Annotated in this window: 19 protein-coding genes; 18 read left to right on the top strand and 1 reads right to left on the bottom strand. The window is 60.5% G+C overall.

The features are described from left to right. Positions 1-41 precede the first annotated feature (41 nt). The 4 genes from dprA (at position 42) to HCZ30_RS06030 (ending at position 5,382) form a co-directional block, all read left to right on the top strand. Positions 42-1,163, top strand: coding sequence for a DNA-processing protein DprA (dprA, locus tag HCZ30_RS06045; protein WP_167637388.1), 1,122 nt, complete (start codon positions 42-44; stop codon positions 1,161-1,163). Positions 1,164-1,281: 118 nt separating this feature from the next. Next, positions 1,282-3,879 (top strand): type I DNA topoisomerase, encoded by a 2,598-nt coding sequence (gene topA / locus HCZ30_RS06040; RefSeq protein WP_167637387.1) that lies wholly within the window; start codon positions 1,282-1,284, stop codon positions 3,877-3,879. Between the two features lie 148 nt (positions 3,880-4,027). Next, a complete protein-coding gene (locus HCZ30_RS06035; protein WP_167637386.1) occupies positions 4,028-4,756 on the top strand; it encodes a CoA transferase subunit A in 729 nt (242 codons plus the stop codon). Beyond that, positions 4,756-5,382: a 3-oxoacid CoA-transferase subunit B gene (locus tag HCZ30_RS06030; RefSeq protein ID WP_167637385.1), complete on the top strand. Its 627-nt coding sequence runs from the start codon at positions 4,756-4,758 to the stop codon at positions 5,380-5,382. Before HCZ30_RS06035 ends, HCZ30_RS06030 begins: the two co-directional genes overlap by 1 nt. Here the strand turns inward: HCZ30_RS06030 and HCZ30_RS06025 are convergent. After that, a complete protein-coding gene (locus HCZ30_RS06025) occupies positions 5,375-6,061 on the bottom strand; it encodes a lytic transglycosylase domain-containing protein (RefSeq protein ID WP_348640354.1) in 687 nt (228 codons plus the stop codon). The two genes, HCZ30_RS06030 and HCZ30_RS06025, sit on opposite strands and share 8 nt — an antisense overlap. 491 nt (positions 6,062-6,552) lie before the next feature. On the opposite strand from HCZ30_RS06025, the gene HCZ30_RS06020 reads away from it, so the two are divergent. The 14 genes from HCZ30_RS06020 (at position 6,553) to HCZ30_RS05955 (ending at position 18,760) form a co-directional block, all read left to right on the top strand. Then, positions 6,553-6,747, top strand: coding sequence for a Flp family type IVb pilin (locus HCZ30_RS06020; RefSeq protein ID WP_167637383.1), 195 nt, complete (start codon positions 6,553-6,555; stop codon positions 6,745-6,747). Positions 6,748-6,792: 45 nt separating this feature from the next. Beyond that, positions 6,793-6,987, top strand: coding sequence for a Flp family type IVb pilin (locus tag HCZ30_RS06015; protein WP_167637382.1), 195 nt, complete (start codon positions 6,793-6,795; stop codon positions 6,985-6,987). A 34-nt stretch (positions 6,988-7,021) separates the two neighbouring features. Continuing rightward, positions 7,022-7,219, top strand: coding sequence for a hypothetical protein (locus HCZ30_RS06010; protein WP_167637381.1), 198 nt, complete (start codon positions 7,022-7,024; stop codon positions 7,217-7,219). Between the two features lie 182 nt (positions 7,220-7,401). Then, on the top strand, positions 7,402-8,280 hold the full coding sequence (gene cpaB / locus HCZ30_RS06005) for a Flp pilus assembly protein CpaB (protein ID WP_167637380.1): 879 nt from the start codon (positions 7,402-7,404) through the stop codon (positions 8,278-8,280). 246 nt (positions 8,281-8,526) lie between these two features. Further along, a complete protein-coding gene (locus HCZ30_RS06000) occupies positions 8,527-9,873 on the top strand; it encodes a type II and III secretion system protein family protein (RefSeq protein WP_432442757.1) in 1,347 nt (448 codons plus the stop codon). A 19-nt stretch (positions 9,874-9,892) separates the two neighbouring features. Next, a complete protein-coding gene (locus HCZ30_RS05995; protein ID WP_167637378.1) occupies positions 9,893-10,555 on the top strand; it encodes an OmpA family protein in 663 nt (220 codons plus the stop codon). A gap of 189 nt (positions 10,556-10,744) precedes the next feature. Then, complete coding sequence (locus HCZ30_RS05990; protein WP_167637377.1) at positions 10,745-11,992, top strand: AAA family ATPase; 1,248 nt, start codon at positions 10,745-10,747, stop codon at positions 11,990-11,992. An 8-nt stretch (positions 11,993-12,000) separates the two neighbouring features. Continuing rightward, positions 12,001-13,461 (top strand): CpaF family protein, encoded by a 1,461-nt coding sequence (locus HCZ30_RS05985; protein ID WP_167637376.1) that lies wholly within the window; start codon positions 12,001-12,003, stop codon positions 13,459-13,461. Positions 13,462-13,467: 6 nt separating this feature from the next. After that, a complete protein-coding gene (locus HCZ30_RS05980; RefSeq protein ID WP_167637375.1) occupies positions 13,468-14,436 on the top strand; it encodes a type II secretion system F family protein in 969 nt (322 codons plus the stop codon). Positions 14,437-14,439: 3 nt separating this feature from the next. Continuing rightward, complete coding sequence (locus HCZ30_RS05975; RefSeq protein ID WP_167637374.1) at positions 14,440-15,408, top strand: type II secretion system F family protein; 969 nt, start codon at positions 14,440-14,442, stop codon at positions 15,406-15,408. 41 nt (positions 15,409-15,449) lie between these two features. Beyond that, positions 15,450-15,968: a tetratricopeptide repeat protein gene (locus tag HCZ30_RS05970; RefSeq protein ID WP_167637541.1), complete on the top strand. Its 519-nt coding sequence runs from the start codon at positions 15,450-15,452 to the stop codon at positions 15,966-15,968. 26 nt (positions 15,969-15,994) lie between these two features. Further along, the gene (locus HCZ30_RS05965) at positions 15,995-16,846 is read left to right on the top strand and encodes a tetratricopeptide repeat protein (protein ID WP_167637373.1); all 852 of its coding nucleotides are present in this window, start codon (positions 15,995-15,997) and stop codon (positions 16,844-16,846) included. Between the two features lie 2 nt (positions 16,847-16,848). Then, on the top strand, positions 16,849-17,337 hold the full coding sequence (locus HCZ30_RS05960; protein ID WP_167637372.1) for a prepilin peptidase: 489 nt from the start codon (positions 16,849-16,851) through the stop codon (positions 17,335-17,337). Between the two features lie 112 nt (positions 17,338-17,449). Beyond that, positions 17,450-18,760 carry an ATPase gene (locus tag HCZ30_RS05955; RefSeq protein ID WP_167637371.1) on the top strand — a complete coding sequence of 437 codons (1,311 nt, stop codon included), beginning with the start codon at positions 17,450-17,452 and terminating at the stop codon, positions 18,758-18,760. Positions 18,761-18,794 lie beyond the last annotated feature (34 nt).

The following is an 18,794-nucleotide window of genomic DNA, read 5'->3' as shown; positions in this document are numbered from 1 at the left end:
AGTCCGGCGGTAAACCCGTCCTGCAACAAACGGATCGCAGGATGACCGGAGAGTTATTTTCTTCCACTCCCCCCACACTCCCACCCACCTCGGAAGACGACAGGATCGCCGCGCTCCGTTTGTTGCGCTCGCGCCGCGTGGGCGTGTCGACCTATTACCGCTTGCTCGAAGAATACCGAACGCCGCAGGCCGCTCTTGAGGCTCTGCCCGAAATCGCCGCGACCGCTGGCGTGCGTGGCTACGAGGTTTGCCCCAATGGCGTCATCCACGCAGAGCTGAAAGCCGCCCGCGCGGCAAAGGCGCGTCTGTTAGTACGCGGTACGCCTGAATATCCTATAGCGCTCGACGACGTGGCCGATGCGCCACCGCTTCTCTGGGCGGTTGGCGACACATCTATATTACAGCGTCCGATTGTTGCGTTGGTCGGCGCGCGCAACGCTTCATCGTTAGGCACGCGCACTGCCCGCAAATTCGCGGGGGAGCTGGGGGAAGCGGGCTATGTCACCGTTTCTGGCCTCGCTCGCGGGATTGATGCTGTGGTGCATGGCGCTTCGATCGCGACCGGCACGATTGGCGTGCTGGGCGGCGGAGTGGACGTGATCTATCCGCGCGAAAACACCGATCTGTTCCATGATGTCGGCGCCAAAGGGCTGCGTCTGTCGGAGCAACCGATGGGCCTCCAGCCGCAAGCGCGACACTTCCCTGCGCGCAACCGCATCATCTCCGGCATGGCCCGCGCTGTGATCGTGATCGAAGCGGCGGTGAAGTCCGGCAGCCTGATCACAGCCGATACCGCGCTGTCACAAGGCCGCGACGTGATGGCCGTGCCGGGGCATCCGTTCGACGGGCGTGCGGGCGGCTGCAATGCACTCATCCGCGACGGCGCAGCACTGGTCAGATCGACCGACGATATCCTCGCGATCCTCGGAGAAATCGAACCGCCGAAATTGGCCGAGACCGCGCCCGCTCCCCAGCCTGTGCGGAATATCGCGGCGCTTCATTCAGAAATCCTCTCCCGCCTCGGCCCCTCTCCCGTGGCCGAAGACCAGCTGATCCGCGACCTTGGCGTGACGGCCGGACGGGTTGCTCCTGCGCTGATGGACCTCGAACTCGACGGGCGGATTTTGCGCCAGCCGGGCGGTCTGGTGTGCTTGTCGATGTGACACCAAGCCCCTAAATCAGGTCCGGTTTTCCGGTTCCTCGGAAAGGCGCATTGACAATCACCCCACACCGCACACATGTTCCGCGGCCATAGAGCCGTCGCATGTCCAAGGAGTTTTCATGCCAGTTGTTGTTGTCGAATCCCCGGCCAAAGCCAAGACAATCAACAAATATCTGGGCTCGGATTACACCGTTCTGGCCTCGTTCGGACACGTCCGCGACCTGCCTCCGAAGGACGGCTCGGTCGATCCCGACAACGAATTCGAAATGACCTGGGAGATCGCTGCGGACAGCCGCAAGCACGTCAAGGCCATCGCCGATGCGCTCAAAGACGACCCCGAACTCATTCTCGCAACTGACCCTGATCGCGAAGGCGAAGCCATCAGCTGGCACCTGCAAGAGGCGCTCACGAAGCGCCGCGCGATCAAGAAGGACACGAAGGTCAGCCGCGTGACCTTCAACGCGATCACCAAGAACGCCGTCACCGAGGCCATGCAATCGCCGCGTCAGGTCGACACCCCGCTGGTCGAAGCCTATCTGGCCCGCCGCGCGCTCGACTACCTTGTGGGCTTCAACCTTTCGCCGGTTTTGTGGCGCAAGCTGCCGGGTGCGAAATCCGCCGGCCGCGTTCAGTCGGTCTGCCTTCGCCTCATCGTCGAGCGCGAGATGGAGATCGAAGCGTTCAAGCCGCAGGAATACTGGACCATCAAGGCCCTGCTGGAGACCCCGCGCGGTCAGCAGTTCGAAGCCCGCCTGACCCATTTCGCAGGCAGCAAGCTGGACCGTTTCGACCTCGGCAATGCAACGCAGGCCGAGCTGGCCGCATCCGCCGTCAGCAAGCGTGACCTCAAGGTCGCCTCGGTCGAAGCGAAGCCCGCCAGCCGCAACCCTGCCCCGCCGTTCATGACCTCAACGCTCCAGCAGGAAGCCAGCCGCAAATTCGGCATGGGCGCCCGCCAGACAATGAGCGCGGCGCAGCGTCTCTATGAAGCAGGCCTCATCACCTACATGCGTACCGACGGTATCGACATGGCACCTGAAGCCGTCATGTCCGCCCGCGATGCGATCAAGGACAAGTTCGGCGAGGAATACCTGCCGAGCAGCCCGCGGATGTACAAGAACAAGGCCAAGAACGCGCAGGAAGCCCACGAATGTATCCGCCCGACCGATATGTTCGTGTCGACGGAAAAGGCCCGCATCGCGGATGCCGACCAGCGCAAGCTTTATGACCTGATCTACAAGCGCACCCTCGCCAGCCAGATGGCTGCCGCGAAGATGGAGCGCACCACCGTCGACATCAAATCCGATGACGGCGAGGTTGTGCTGCGCGCCACCGGTCAGGTCGTTCTGTTCGAAGGTTTCATCGCGATCTACGAAGAAGGCCGCGACGATACGGTTGTGGATGACGACGACAAGCGCCTGCCGGTGCTACACGTCGGCGACAAGACCGACAAGAAAGACATCACTCCCGAACAGCACTTCACCCAGCCGCCGCCCCGCTACACCGAAGCGACGCTGGTCAAGCGCATGGAAGAGCTCGGGATTGGCCGCCCGTCGACCTACGCGTCGATCGTGACGACCATTCAGGACCGCGATTACGTCAAGAAAGACAAAAACCGCCTGATCCCGCAGGACAAAGGCCGCCTCGTGACGGCTTTCCTGTCGAACTACTTCCACCGCTATGTGGAGTACGACTTCACGGCCAGCCTCGAAAACGAGCTGGACGAGGTGTCGGCTGGCGAAGCGGACTACAAGGAACTTCTGGCCGCGTTCTGGCGCGATTTCTCGGCTGCGGTCGCGGAAACGTCCGAACTGCGCATCACCGAGGTTCTCGACAAGATCAACGAAGTGCTGGAGCCGCACCTCTTCCCGCCGACGGAAGACGGAAGCGATCCGCGTGCTTGTCCGAACTGCGGCAACGGTCGCCTTTCGATGCGTACGGCCCGTTCGGGCGGTGCGTTCATCGGATGCTCGAACTACCCCGAGTGCCGCTTTACCCGTCCCTTCGGCCCTCCGGGAACCGAAGATTCCGGCATCGGTCCGGACGGCAAGCTGCTCGGCTACGACGGCGAGGACAAGATCACTCTGCGTGACGGTCGCTTTGGCCCCTACGTCCAGCGCGGCGACGCTACCGAGGAAAACCCGAAGCCGCCGCGTTCGAGCCTGCCCAAAGGCTGGTCGCCCGAGGCGATCGACCTCGAGAAGGCGCTGATGCTGCTGAACCTGCCGCGCGAAGTGGGTCCGCACCCCGAAGACGGCGTGATGATCGAAGCCGGTATTGGCCGCTTTGGTCCGTTCGTGAAGCACGGCACCGTCTACGCCAACATCAAGGACGTCGACGAGGTGTTCGAGATCGGCATGAACCGTGCTGTCGAAGTGCTCGCCCAGAAAGCCGCCGGTCGCGGTGGTCGTGCGACGGCCAAGGCGCTCAAGGAGCTTGGCGATCACCCCGATGGTGGCAAGATGTCGATCATGGAAGGCCGCTATGGCCCCTATGTGAAGTGGGAGAAGGTTAACGCAACGATCCCCAAGGACACCGATCCCGACAGCCTGACGGTCGAGGCAGCCATCGAACTGGTCAACGCCAAAGCGGGCGCGAAGGGCAAGAAGAAGACTGCCAAGAAGCCCGCGGCCAAGAAAACGACCGCGAAGAAGCCTGCGGCCAAGAAACCCGCCGCGAAAAAAACGACGACGGCCAAAAAGGCCGACGACGAATAAGCTCCTTACAGCGCCCCGCCAACCAGCGGGGCGTTTGCTTATGCGGCGCGCGTAATAGCGATAACATCGCAAATGCTGCTGTGCAGCGATTGACAGCTTCGCAGCGCGGGGTGACAACTATGCGCGTACGCACCCAAGGGGGACCACGATGAAAAAAGTATACGGCTCGGCGCAGGAGGCGCTGGACGGACTGCTGTTTGACGGCATGCAAATCGCGGCAGGGGGATTCGGGCTTTGCGGCATTCCGGAACTTCTGCTCGAAGCCATCAAGGAAGCAGGCACCAAAGAGCTGACCTTCGCGTCGAACAACGCGGGCGTCGATGACTTCGGCATCGGCATTTTGCTGCAAACGCGTCAGGTCAAGAAAATGATCTCGTCCTACGTGGGCGAAAACGCCGAATTCATGCGCCAGTACCTGTCGGGCGAGCTGGAGCTCGAATTCAACCCGCAAGGCACGCTCGCCGAGCGTATGCGCTCGGGCGGCTGCGGCATTCCGGGTTTCTACACCAAGACCGGTGTGGGCACCGTGATCGCCGAGGGCAAAGAGCACAAAGAATTTAACGGCGAGACCTATATCCTCGAAGAAGGCATCTTTGCCGATCTGTCGATCATCAAGGCATGGAAGGCCGACACCACCGGCAACCTGATCTTCCGCAAGACCGCGCGTAACTTCAACGTGCCCGCAGGTATGTGCGGCAAGGTCTGCGTGGCCGAGGTCGAAGAGATCGTCGAAGCCGGCTCGCTGGACCCCGACACCATTCACCTGCCCGGCATCTATGTGCACCGCATCATCGAAGGCCACCACGAGAAGCGTATCGAACAGCGCACCACCCGCGCCCGTGCAGAAAACGGTGCTGCCGCTGGGGAGGAAGTCTAATGCCTTGGGATCGTAACCAGATGGCCGCGCGCGCGGCTCAGGAACTGCAAGACGGTTGGTATGTGAACCTCGGCATCGGTATTCCGACGCTGGTGGCCAACTACATTCCCGAGGGCGTGACCGTCACGCTCCAGTCGGAAAACGGTATGCTCGGCATGGGCCCCTTCCCCTATGAGGGTGAAGAGGACGCCGACCTGATCAACGCAGGCAAGCAGACCATCACCGAACTGCCGCACACCGCCTATTTCGATAGCGCGACGTCCTTCGGCATGATCCGTGGCGGCAAAATCGCGATGGCGATCCTCGGCGCGATGGAAGTGGCCGAGAACGGCGACCTCGCCAACTGGATGATTCCGGGCAAGCTGGTCAAAGGCATGGGCGGCGCGATGGACCTCGTTGCCGGTGTAGGCCGCGTCGTCGTCGTCATGGACCACACCAACAAGCACGGCGAGTCCAAGGTTCTGAAGGCCTGCACCCTGCCGCTGACCGGTCAGGCCGTTGTCGACCGCATCATCACCAACCTCGGTGTGCTCGATGTCGTCGAAGGTGGTCTGAAGATCGTCGAATGCGCTGACGGCGTGAGCGAGGACGATATCCGCGCCGCGACCGAAGCAACCATTATCTGACGCTGAACACGCACCCGTCCGACATCAGTTCGGGCGGCGTCACGCATAGGGCCCGCGCCACGTTCCACGCTGCAAGCACCTTGGGGACATAGGCGCGGGTTTCCGCATAGTCCGGCACGCCGCCGGCATCACGGATCGACCCCGCCCCTGCGTTATAAGCCGCGAGGAACAGCACAGGGTCATCCTCGAACCGCTCCATCAGCCAATTTAGGTAAGCCACCCCGCCGCGGATATTATCCGCAGGGTCGAGGCTATCGCGCACACCGAACCGCGCTGCGGTCTCGGGCATAAGCTGCATGAGGCCCACGGCACCCACACGGCTGATGGCTTCGTGATCGCCGCTGCTCTCTACCGCGATGACAGAGAGGACCAGAGCGGGCGACACGCGCGTGCCGACGGTCTGCCGCAGGATTTCGGTGCCGTAGGTGCTGGCGATCTTCTGGAGCGCATCCAGACGCGGCTCGCGCACGCCTTTACCTTCGGGTGCCTTACGCATGGCCTCTAGGGCGAGGATCAGCCGTCCGGGCTGCGAGGCTGCGGTTTCGGGCGGGATCATCTCCCAGAACCAGTCGAGCTCACTTGCGCGCGGCGTTGCGCCCGCCACAGGGCCTGTTCCGGTCGTCGTTCCCGCCTCGGAAGGCGCATACGGCTCTGCCGGACCACGCGGCGCAATCTGCACATTGATGCGATTTGTACTGCCCGCTTGAGGAACCGTGATTCTTTTAAAGGTAAAATCGGACTGCAAACGGCTTTCCTGCGCCGGAATCGCCCCCGGAATCAGAACCGTGATTCCCAGAATCGAGAAAAATTGCCGCCACATCGGATTCTTACCTGCTCTTTAGGCTCCATTATTAACGCCAAATACAGGTTTTGCCTCCCTCAATAGGTAAACAATTCGGTCGAAACAGCCATTTTGTGCCCCGCTTCGCCGCATTAATCTCCCATTCGTATAGGGTCTGTTAATTTTTTATCCTTAAGCATCAGACGTTTAATGCCGAATTCCGCAATTTATCCGGTCGAACCAAAATTGCACGAGTCCCGTCAAAGTCTCGCCCGAATCCGACGGCTATATGTCCTCATCCAAAGCGGAACTGGACGATTGAGAGGCCGGACAGGGAAACGCCGCAAGGACCTAACAGAGTGATCCAAATACCCCTAGGAGGGACTGAAATGATTAACTTTATCAATAACTTCCGCCGCGACGAAGACGGTGCTGTGACTGTTGACTGGGTTGTCCTGACCGCCGCTATGGTCGGCATCGCAATCGCCATCATCTCCTCGGTCAACACCTCGGCTGGCACCATGAAGACCGGCCTGGTTGCCGACATGACCACCGCTTCGACCGTCGACGCTTCCGGCTCGTAATTCTGGCTGAACGCCAAACCCACTTAGATTGGATAGGATAAAGAAATGCTGAACTACATCAAAAACTTCCGCCGCGACGAAGACGGTGCTGTGACCGTTGACTGGGTTGTTCTGACCGCCGCTATGGTTGGCATCGCAATCGCCATCATCTCGTCGGTCAACACCTCGGCTGGCACCTTGAAGACCGGCCTGACCGCAGACATGACCACCGCTTCGACCGTCGACGCTTCCGGCAGCTAACGCGCCGAGAAGTTTCTGTTGAGGCAAATCATAATTGCTGAACTTCATCAAAAACTTCCGCAGCGACGAAGGCGGTGCCGTGACCGTCGACTGGGTTGTCCTGACCGCCGCCATGGTCGGTATCGCGGTCACCCTCGTCACCTCGGTCAGCTCGTCGTCGGCCACCCTGAAAACCGGCATCGTTGCCGACATGGGGACCGCATCTGCTATCAGCCCGTCTTCGGGCGGCTGATAACACGGGCCACCGTCACAAACTCATGGCTGCCTACCCAGGCGGCCATTTGTTTTTAAGGGTAACGGAATATCAACGCGTACGCCTTAGCATGAACGAGCAGAGGCCAGCAAAATGCCGCAATTGATGTCCACCTTGGAAACAATGAACAGAAAACTCACACTTTTATCGGGGGCAAGATAATGCGTGCAGTATTCGGACTGGTGCTCGTCATCGGTGTCGCACTGGCAGGCTTCGCAGCCTATCAAGTCAAACTATTCATGGATGCGCAGGAAGTGCAGCAGATGGCAGATCGCCAGGCCGCCGCCGCCGCCATCCCCACGATCACGGTAATCGCCGCAAAAGAAGACATCGCTTACGGCGATGAGCTGACGGCGGAGAAACTCCACACCATCGCCTACGCGGAACCCAACCAGCCGGAGGGCCTGTTCCTCACGATGGAAGACGTATTTCCCGAGGGCGAGGACGGCACCCGCGTTGCGTTGCGCCAGATGGTTGCGAACGAGCCGCTGCTCGCCAGCCGGGTGACGGAACCGGGCGGAGACGCAGGAATCGCATCGATCCTCTCGCCGGGCATGAGCGCCTTTGCGATCAAGGTCGACGTCGCCTCTGGCGTCTCCGGCCTTCTGCGTCCCGGCAACTTCGTCGACGTATACTGGACCGGCCAGATGGCGACCTCGCAAAGCCAATACGGCACCCGCGAAGTTACCCAGCGCATTATCTCGGGCATCAAGATCATCGCGATCGACCAGAGCACGGACGTCAATCTGTCCGAAGGCATCGTCGCCCGCACGGTCACTGTCGAAGGCACTCCGCAGCGCATCGCGTCGCTTGCTCAGGCCCAGTCGACCGGCGATCTGATGCTGTCGCTGAACGGTCTGAACGATCCGTCGAGCAACGATCCGGTCCTGATCGATCAGAACGCCCTGCTCGGCATCGTCGCAGAACCCGAGCCTGTCGCGGCAACGCCCGAACCTACACCCGTCGCGGAAAAGGTCTGCACCATCCGCCAGCGCCGTGGCTCGGATGTCGTCGAAGTACCTATTCCTTGTACGAACTAACGTGCTATCAACGCAGCCGAGAACTCGGCTGCGTTGATTTATTGCCAGTTATCCACACAAGTTATGCGCGACAATGCATTGATTATTGCAAAGAATACGAATTCCGCGCACTGTAATGTCAAAACGGGCGATAGACCCGTTATTGTGCGTGATCGAAGAGGCAGGAGCACAATGATACGCAAAGGTATGCTAGCGGCCGCCTTCATAGGTGCCGCAATCGCGATTTCCTCCATCCCGTCCACGGGCATGGCAGAAACCCTGCGTGTGATGCGCGGCTCCCCTTCCACTGCACTTCAGGTTCCGATGAACCGCGCTGTGGTCGTGGAAAGCGACACGTCATTCACTGAACTTTCGATCGCCAACCCCGGCATTGCAGACATCTCGTCTCTGTCGGATCGCACGATCTATGTTCTGGGCAAAGAGCCCGGCCGCACCACGTTGACGCTGCTCGGCGCCGATGGTCGCCTGATCACCAACGTCGAAGTGCAAGTCACTCCCGACATCGCCGAATTCAAGGAACGCCTTCAGCAGATCCTGCCGGGCGAGCCGATCGAAGTGCGTACCGCCAACGACGGTATCGTTCTGTCCGGCACCGTGTCTTCGGCTGCGCGCCTCGACCGTGCGCTGGAACTCGCACAGCGTTATGCGCCCGAACGTGTTTCGAACCTCATGAGCGTCGGCGGCACCCAGCAGGTGATGCTGCGCGTGCGCTTTGCTGAAATGCAGCGCTCTGTATCCAAATCGCTCTCGTCGTCAATTGGCGTGCAAGGCACGACCCTAAACGGCAACCTCGGCCTTCTGGGCGGCAACGGCAGCCTGAATAGCGCGAGCGCCGTTTCGAGCGCACTTGGCGCGGAATATGCCGGCAACGGCACCAGCAGCGGCGCGATGCTGTTCGGCTTTAACGCTGGCGGCCTCGAAGTCGGACTGCTGCTCGAAGCGCTGGAACAGCGCGGCGTCGTTCGTACGCTGGCCGAACCGAACCTCACGGCTCTTTCCGGTCAGGAAGCCCGCTTCCTCGCGGGCGGCGAATATCCGGTTCCGGTGAGCCAGGACAACGGCGGCGTGACGGTTGAATACAAGCCGTTTGGTGTCGAACTTAACTTTATCCCGCGCGTGGTCGATGGCGACATCATCAACCTCGAACTCGAAGCTTCTGTGTCGTCCATTGACTCCACCAACGGCTTCACCAGCGGCGGCTTCACCATTGATGCGTTCCGCAAGCGCGAAACCTCGACTACCGTGGAAATGCGCGACGGCGAGAGCTTTGCCATTGCAGGCCTTCTGTCGGACGATTTCCGCGATCTGAACAGTCAGGTGCCGTGGCTGGGCGATATTCCTGTGCTCGGCGCGCTGTTCCGCAGTGCCGAATATGAGCGCGCGCAGACCGAACTCGTGATAATCGTGACCCCGCACCTCGTAACGCCCACCCGCGGCGAAGCGCTGGCGATGCCGACCGACCGCGTGACACTGCCGACCGAACGCCAGCTGTTCCTGAACGGTCAGGTCACCGGCAATACACCGACCAGCGGCGCGGCAGGCGAAGTGGCCCGGCAGGACTTCTCGGGCTCCTACGGTTACGTCCTCGACTAAGATTTCAGGGAAACGCAGCATGACCAAATTTGTCACAGCAAGCATCATCGGCTGCGCCATCCTCGCAGGTTGCACTGACGCCCAGCGCGGCCCCGACATGTTCGATCTCGAAGCAGGTGCAATGGTCGACGGCGGCTCGTTCGGCGGCGCCACAATGCACAACGCGCTGGTCCAGACGGGCCAGCAGGACTTCGTGGTCAGCCTGAACCGCCGGTTCGAGGCCGAAGTGCCCACTACGATCAACTTCGACTTCAACTCCGCCCGCCTCGGCGCAGAAGCCCAGCGCATCCTGACCGAGCAGGCTTATTTCATCCAGCAGTTCCCGGAAGTGCATTTCCGCGTTTACGGGCACACCGACCTCGTCGGTTCGGATTCGTACAACAAGGAGCTCGGCCTCGCCCGCGCGAACGCCGCTGTTGCCTACCTCATCTCGCTTGGCGTTGACCGTTCGCGCCTCGAGGCTGTCGTGTCCTTCGGCGAAGAGCAGCCGCTGATCGTGACCGAAGGCCGCGAACGTGCGAACCGCCGCACTGTCACCGAAGTCTCGGGATTCGTTTCGGGTAACGGTATGGTTCTGAACGGAAAATATGCGCAGATCGTCTTCCGCGAATACGTGGAAAGTGCTGTTCCCCGCACCGGTCTGGTGGGAATCAGCGGCTCCGAAGTGAGCACGACGAACTAATCCCGCTTAGCGCGCAACAAAGCCGCGTCATTCACTTTATCGTTTGCGATTACCGCACAATTGCGGATTTTCGGCCCAAATCTCGTCATGTTTGACGACGAAATTCTCTCTTATGGGGCAAAACGGGATCGATTCCCGCTTTCTCCCTATCCTTCCGGATTGGCCGGTCGGTAGTTTGAGGGAAAAGGCATGGTTAGTCAGGCCGCAATTCAACCAGAACCACAGCCTATTTTGGCGTGTACCGTCAGTCGTGACGTTCAGGTTTTCGATCTACTCATCGAAGACATGGAGCACGCGATGGGGGAAGGCTGGGGCGATCTCGGATTTGAAGATGCGCTCGCCTTTCTCGGGCAGGCGGAGGCGGACTCATTACAGTTCATCGCCGTCGCACTCGATCATGAAGACGAAAGCGATCTGGGCCGTGTGACGGATGTCATCTCGGCGGCCAAGTCGCGCGGTATCAAAGTTATTCTTATCACGGAGGACCTGAGCCCCTCCGCGATCCACACACTTCTGCGGCAGGGTGGCGACGAGTTCCTCCCCTACCCGCTTCCCGAAGGCGAGCTCGGCCAGGCGATCGAGCGGGTGATGAGAGTCCCCGAGCCGGTTGCCCTCGTCGAAGAAAAGAAGCCCACGCTGGCGCCCACCAACGACCGCTCGGGCGTGGTGATCGGCGTTCAAGGCATGTCCGGCGGCGTTGGCGCGACTACGCTCGCAGTGAACCTCGCTTGGGAGCTTGCGAACGTTGATAAAAAGAGCCCGCACCGCGTGTGCCTCATCGATCTCGATCTGCAATACGGCAGCACGTCGACCTACCTCGACCTCCCCCGCCGCGATGCGGTGCTGGAGATGCTGACCGATACCGAAAACATGGACTCAGAGGTGTTCCTTCAGGCGCTCCAGCCGTTCAAGGACCAGCTTTATGTGCTGACGTCCCCGCCCGAACTGATCCCCGTCGACCTGATCGGTCCGGACGATGTGGCGCGCATTCTGGAAATGGCGCAGGCGAACTTCGACTATGTCGTCGTGGATATGCCGTCGGTGATGGTGGAATGGAGCCAGACCGTTCTGGAAGCCTCTGCCGTGTACTTTGGCGTGACCGAAATGGACATGCGCTGCGCCCAGAACATCGTGCGGCTCAAGCGCGCGCTGAGCGCCGAGGACCTGCCCGTTGAAAAGATGCGCTACGTGCTCAATCGCGCACCGAAGTTCACCGACTTGAATGGCAAGGGACGCGTAAAGCGCCTCGGTGAAAGCCTCGGCATTTCGGTCGAAGTGCAGCTGCCCGATGGCGGCAAGCAGGTCACTCAAGCGAACGACCACGGCACCCCGCTGGCCGATACGGCTGGCCGCAACCCGCTTCGCAAGGAAATTGCGAAGCTAGCGAAATCGGTTCACGACGTGAACGTCGCGGACGCCGCCGAAAGCAAAGGCTGAGGTAACTAATGTTCTCCAAGTACAAGAAGCCGGCAGCGGCTCAACCCGTTCAGGCAGCACCCATCCAGCAGGTCGCAAAGGCAGTCGCCGCTCCGGCAGCAACGCCCGCACCAAAACCCGAAGCGCCGAAAGCGTCGCTGCTTAAATCGCGCCCTGCGAAGGCCGCCGAGCCGACCCCGATCGACAAGGCCCGCCAGCGCAAGGAGCGCCTCTCCGAGATCAAGCTCGAGATGCACCGCGCATTGCTCGAGAACCTGAATCTCGCTGCGCTTGATAAAGCGACCGAAGCGGACCTTCGCGCCGAAATCACCGCCATCGTCTCCGAAACGCTCGAAGACAAGGGCATCGTGCTGAATCGCGACGAACGCCTGCAACTGAACCAGGACCTTTATGACGAGGTCACCGGCCTTGGTCCGCTCGAAGCGCTGCTCAAAGATCCGAGCGTCAACGATATTCTGGTCAACGGCCCGCAGCAGATCTTTGTCGAACGGGCCGGTAAGCTCCAGCTCACCGACATTACCTTCAAGGACGAAAAGCACCTCCTGCGGATCATCGACAAGATCGTTTCCGCCGTGGGCCGCCGCGTCGACGAATCCAACCCTTACGTTGACGCCCGTCTGTCCGATGGTTCGCGTTTCAACGCGATGGTCAGCCCGATTGCGGTAGACGGCTCGCTCGTCTCCATCCGTAAATTCAAAAAGGACAAGCTCGGGATCAGCGACCTCGTTAAATTCGGTGCCTTTACCGAAGAGATGGCCGCCTACCTCGAAGCTGCGGTTGCGACCCGCCTCAACGTGATCGTCTCCGGCGGTACGGGTTCGGGTAAAACCACGACGCTCAACGCGCTGTCGTCCTTCATCGACAACTCCGAACGCATCCTGACGATCGAGGATACGGCGGAACTCCAGCTACAGCAGACCCACGTCGGCCGCATGGAATCCCGCCCCGCCAACGTCGAAGGCAAAGGCGCCGTCACCCAGCGTGACTGTCTGCGAAACGCGCTTCGTATGCGTCCCGACCGCATCATCGTCGGCGAAACGCGCGGCGAAGAAGTGATCGACATGCTTCAGGCGATGAACACGGGCCACGACGGATCAATGACCACGATCCACGCGAACTCCGCCCGTGACGGCGTGTCCCGTCTGGAAAACATGATCGCGATGGCCGGTATCGAAATGCCGATCAAGGCCGTGCGGAGCCAGATTTCGTCGGCTGTGAACCTCATCGTGCAGGCGTCGCGTCTTCAGGACGGTTCGCGCCGCATGGTGTCGATCACCGAAATCACCGGCATGGAAGGCGACGTCATCTCCATGCAGGAGGTGTTCCGCTACCAGCGAACGGGCCTGACGCCCGACAACAAAATCATCGGTCACTTCACAGCGTCCGGCGTGCGTTCCCACTTCTCCGAACGTTTCCGCCTGTGGGGTTACGACCTTCCGCCGTCCATCTTCGAGCCATCAAACGGGTAACGCACCATGGTTATTTCCGCCGAACCACTGATCTATCTTCTGGTTTTCGTCGCCGTTCTGGTGCTCGTCGAGGGCATCTATCTGACCGTTTTCGGCAAATCGATCAGCCTCAACAGCCGCGTGAACCGTCGTCTCGACCTGCTTGATCGCGGCGGCAACCGCGAACAGGTGCTCGAACAGCTCCGCAAGGAGATGACGCAGCATCTCAAGTCGCAGCAGATTCCGATTTACTCGCTGCTCGCATCCAAGGCGCAGAAGGCGAACATCGCGTTCACCCCGTCGCAGCTCATCATGATTATGGGCCTGCTGGCGATGGGCGCGTTCGGTGCGCTGACCGTCGGCACCAGCGCGAGCGTTCCGGTGCGTGCAGCGGCGTCTGTCGTGATCGGCATCGGCGGCGTCTACATGTGGATCAACGGCAAGGCCAACAAGCGTATCGCGCTGCTTGAAGAGCAACTCCCGGACGCTGTGGAGCTGATGGTGCGAAGCCTCCGCGTGGGTCACCCGTTCAGCTCTGCCGTACAGATCGTTGCCAAAGAAGTCGCCGACCCGCTCGGCACCGAAATGGGCGTGATCTCGGACGAAACCGCATATGGCCGCGATATGGGCGAAGCGCTCAAGGCGATGGCCGAACGCATCGGCATGCAGGATTTGCGCTTCCTTGCGGTCGCCGTGACCATCCAGCAGCAGTCTGGTGGTAACCTCTCGGAAATCCTCGAGGGTCTGTCCAAGGTGATCCGTGCCCGCTTCAAGCTGTTCCGCCGCGTGAAAGCGATCACCGCAGAAGCCAAATGGTCGGGCATGTTCCTGTCCGGTTTCCCGCTGGCCGCGCTCGCCTTCATCCAGATTTCCAAGCCCGACTACTACGACACCGTGAAAGAGACGTCCGCGTTCATTCCCGCCTGTCTTGTTGTCGCGGGCTTCCTTGGCGCAAACATCTTCGTCATGCGCAACCTCACCAACATCAAGCCGTAAGCCATGATCCAAGCCATCTACGATAAATTCGGTGACGCCACGCCTCTGGTCCTGCTTTGCGGCCTCGGAGTTCTGCTGATCATCGGCGTCCTGCCCTTCCTCTTGGGCGGTAAGCCCGATCCGCTGGACAAGCTCAAAGCCAGCCAGAACGCACAGGCGACAACGTCGAAAACCGCTCGCCTGCGGACCGAGACCAAGAAGGACAAGCTGGAGAAATACTCCAACTTCCTCGAACCGCAGAACGCCGAAGAATTCTCGGCCGTCAAACTTAAGCTGGTTCAGGCGGGCTATCGTTCGCGCAACTCGGTGCGTTGGTACCACTTCTCGCAGATGGCGCTGGGTCTGATCGGCCTCGTGGTCGGCATCGCGTTCATGCTCTACAAAGGTCAGGGAGCCGAGGTTGCGCCTGAACTTAAAGACCAGCTGATGTACATCCTGATCCCCGCAGTGGCCGGCTACATGGGTCCGAAGTACTGGGTCACGAAGCGTCAGGGCGAACGTAAGCAACTGATCGAAAACGCATTCCCTGACAGCCTCGACATGATGCTCGTCTGTATCGAAGCAGGTCAGTCGCTCGATCAGGCTATTTTGCGTATTTCGAAAGAACTGCGCTCGGGTTTTCCCGAAATGGCCGAAGAATACGAAATCGTCAGTTACGAGCTCAAAGCGGGTAAGGACAAGACGCAGGTTCTGCGCGATATGGCCGAACGTTGCGGCGTGCCTGACCTGACCTCGTTCGTCACCGTGCTGATCCAGTCGCAGCAATTCGGTACGTCGATCGCCGAAGCGCTCCGCGTGTATGCCGACGAAATGCGAGACAAGCGCGTGATGCGTGCGGAAGAGCGCGCCAACAAGCTGCCGACGAAAATGACACTGGCCACGATGGGGCTTACGGTCCCTCCGCTACTAATCATTTTGATCGGACCCTCGGTCTACGGTATCGTCAACATGATGAGTGCCACCGGGAACTAACCGAATTGATTTTCAGAGTATTTGCCGCGATCGCGATCGCTATGCTGGCCGCCTGTTCATCGGGCGGCCTTAGCCGTGGTGACGGGGTCTATGCGCCTGGTCCTGCGGGCGAGCTTGATGTGGACGGATTGATCGTCGGGCATCGCCTGATGGCCGCTGGCGAATACGAACTGGCCCTGCGCGCCTATACCCGCGCGGCGGGGCAACAGGGTCTGAACGTCGACACGCTGTCGGCCATCGGATCGGCCAACCTGCACCTCGGGCGCCTCAACCAAGCCGAAGAGATCCTGCGCCGTGCCACCGAAGAAGATCCGGAATTCGTGCCTGCGTGGAACAACCTCGGCGTGGTTCTCATGGAGCGCGGCAAAGTCGGCGAGGCCGCTCAGGTATTCCGTCACGCTTATGCCACGGACAACGGCAATTCCGATCAAATCCGCGACAACCTGCGCTTGGCTCTCGCAAAGCTGGACAATCGCCAGTACGCTACACCGCAAGAGAACGAAGAATTCCGTCTGGTGAGGCGCGGAACGGGTGACTACCTGATCCTCTCCTCGATCTAGAGCAAGAGCAGTAAAGGACGCAGAATATGCGCCACCCTCTTTTCCTCTGCCTCGCAGGTGCCGTTGCGCTTGCGGGATGCCAGAAAAGCGGCGACGCCGAAGTGGCCGCCGCTCTGCGCGACGTCAATGTCGTGGACGAAACCAACCTCAACGACGTGATGCTGACGGTCGCCGACCCGAACGAAGCCGTCGCCTATTTCACCCGCGCCAATGCCAACGATCCGGGCCGTATAGATCTGATGCGCGGCCTCGCGAAATCGCTGGTCCGCGCCACCCGCCCGACCGAGGCTGTGGCCGCGTGGAAAACCGTCGTCGCCCACGAGAATGCGACTTACGATGACAGCGTGGACCTCGCGTCCGCCTACATCCGCAACAACCAGTGGGAAAACGCCGAAGCCGCGCTCGACGCCATTCCGCCAACGCACGAGACGTTCGAGCGCTACCGGCTTGAGGCGATGGTTGCCGACTCGAACGAAGAATGGGCGAACGCTGACAGCTTCTACGAGACCGCCATCGGCCTCACGACGCGCCCTGCCGGTGTTCTGAACAACTGGGGTTTCTCGAAACTGACCCGCGGCGATTACGTCGGTGCGGAGCGTCTGTTCCTCGACGCCCTGCGCAACGATCCGACGCTGTTCACGGCTAAAAACAACCTCGTTCTAGCGCGCGGCGCACAGCGGAACTACGATCTGCCTGTCGTCGACATGACCCAGATCGAACGCGCGCAGCTGCTGCACACGATGGCGCTGTCAGCGGTCAAGCAAGGTGATGTCACCATCGCCAAGGGCCTCCTGCGCGAAGCGATCGACACCCACCCGCAACACTTCGAAGCAGCGGTGCGTTCGCTGCGGGCGCTTGAAAACAACGTAACGAATTGACGATGGAACTGACCGCTGCCCAAGCCATCTGGCTTCTGCCTCCGGTATTGCCGATCTGCGTCATCGTGGCGTGGAACGACATGCGCGCGATGAAAATCCCGAACTGGACGGTCGGCGCACTGCTCGTCATCTTCGCCGTCTTCGGCCTCATCGCTTTCGGACCGCAGATCTGGGCGTGGCGCTGGCTGCATGTGGTCGTCATGCTGATCATCGGCATGGCGCTGAACGCAGGCGGCGCGATGGGCGCAGGCGATGCAAAGTTCATCATGGCCGCAGCGCCGTTCGTGGCTTTCGCTGACCTGACGAACATCCTGCTGATCCTAGCGGTCACGCTGCTGCTCGGCTGGGCGATCCACCGGATCGTCAAACACTCCCCTGCCCGCCGCCTCGTTCCCGAATGGGAAAGCTGGAAAACGGGTAAGCGTTATCCCATGGGCTTCCCGCTCGCATCTGCGCTGGTCTTCTACCTCGCGTGGCCTTTCCTGTTCTGAGGGCAAAGAGCCACCGAACGACAACCATTTGTCCATTGTTTCGCCATAATGCTTGGTCACCTTTGGTCCAACGACCATCCGGCCGTGGGGGCCGATTGACCGGATTATGACTATGAACATGCAGACCATGGCGGTGATGGCACCGCCCGCACCGCGCTCCCTTGCAGAGATGCAGCTCCCGCTGCCGATGATGCGCGACATCCTGATCAAGTCGATGTTCCGCAGCAACGTCTCCATCCCGTCAGAGATTGCGCGCCTTATTTGCCTGCCACTGAACGTCACGAACGAACTGATCGAACTTGCCCGTGGTCAGCGCCTGCTAGAGGCGATGGGTACACTCGGGCCGAACGGCTCGAACGAGATGCCGTACCAGCTGACCGAAAGCGGCCGCGCCCGTGCGCTCGATGCGCTGGCGCAGTCTGAATATTACGGCGCGGTTCCTGTGCCGATGGCCGTCTATCAGGAACAGGTCAAACGCCAGTCGATCAAGAATTTGCAGATGACCCGCGACCGCCTCACGGGCGCGATGGGCCATCTGATCCTGCCACCGAACCTGATCGGCCAGCTTGGACCTGCGATCTCAGCCGGGCGCTCCATGCTGATGTACGGCCCTCCGGGTAACGGTAAATCCTCGATTTCCAACGGCATCCGCGACGCGCTGGGTGACAAGATCTATATCCCCCGCGCCATCGAATATTCGGGCCAGATCATCTCCGTCTACGACCCCATCGTACATAGCGCTGCAGAGTCGGACAGCGACAACCCCAACAGCCTGCGACGTTCGTCGACACGATTCGACACCCGCTACGTCCGCTGCGCCCGCCCGACAGTGATCACCGGCGGCGAGCTGTCGCTCGACATGCTGGACCTGATGTACAACCCCGTCGCGCGCACCTATCAGGCCCCGCTTCAGCTCAAATCCACGGGCGGCGTATTCATCGTCGACGACCTTGGCCGTCAGGCCGATCCGCCGCAGGCGCTGGTCAACCGCTGGATCGTTCCGCTCGAAGAAGGCCGCGACATCCTTGCCCTGCAATCGGGCGAGAAGTTCGAGGTGCCCTTTGACACGCTAGTCATTTTCTCGACCAACTATCACCCGAACGAGATTTTCGACCAAGCCGCGCTGCGCCGCATCTTCTACAAGATCAAGATCGACGGCCCGAACAAAGAGGACTTCCTCAAGATCTTCGCGCTTATCGCGCGCAAGAAAGGAATGCCGCTCGATCAGGCCTCGCTCATTCACTTGCTGAAGAACAAGTACCCGACGATCGGCAACAAATACGCGAACTACCAGCCGGTGTTCCTGATCGACCAGATGATGTCGATCTGTGACTTCGAAGGTATCCCCTACCAGATGACGCCGGACCTCGTGGACCGCGCGTGGGCGAACATGTTCGTGAAGGACGAAGTCATCGTCAAATGACGCGGCCCCTTGCGCGGTGATCGGGTGAACACCT

The organism is Marivivens donghaensis (genome assembly GCF_011806565.1).
Classification (GTDB): Bacteria; Pseudomonadota; Alphaproteobacteria; order Rhodobacterales; family Rhodobacteraceae; genus Marivivens; species Marivivens donghaensis_A.
This window is presented reverse-complemented; position numbering and strand designations above follow the sequence as displayed.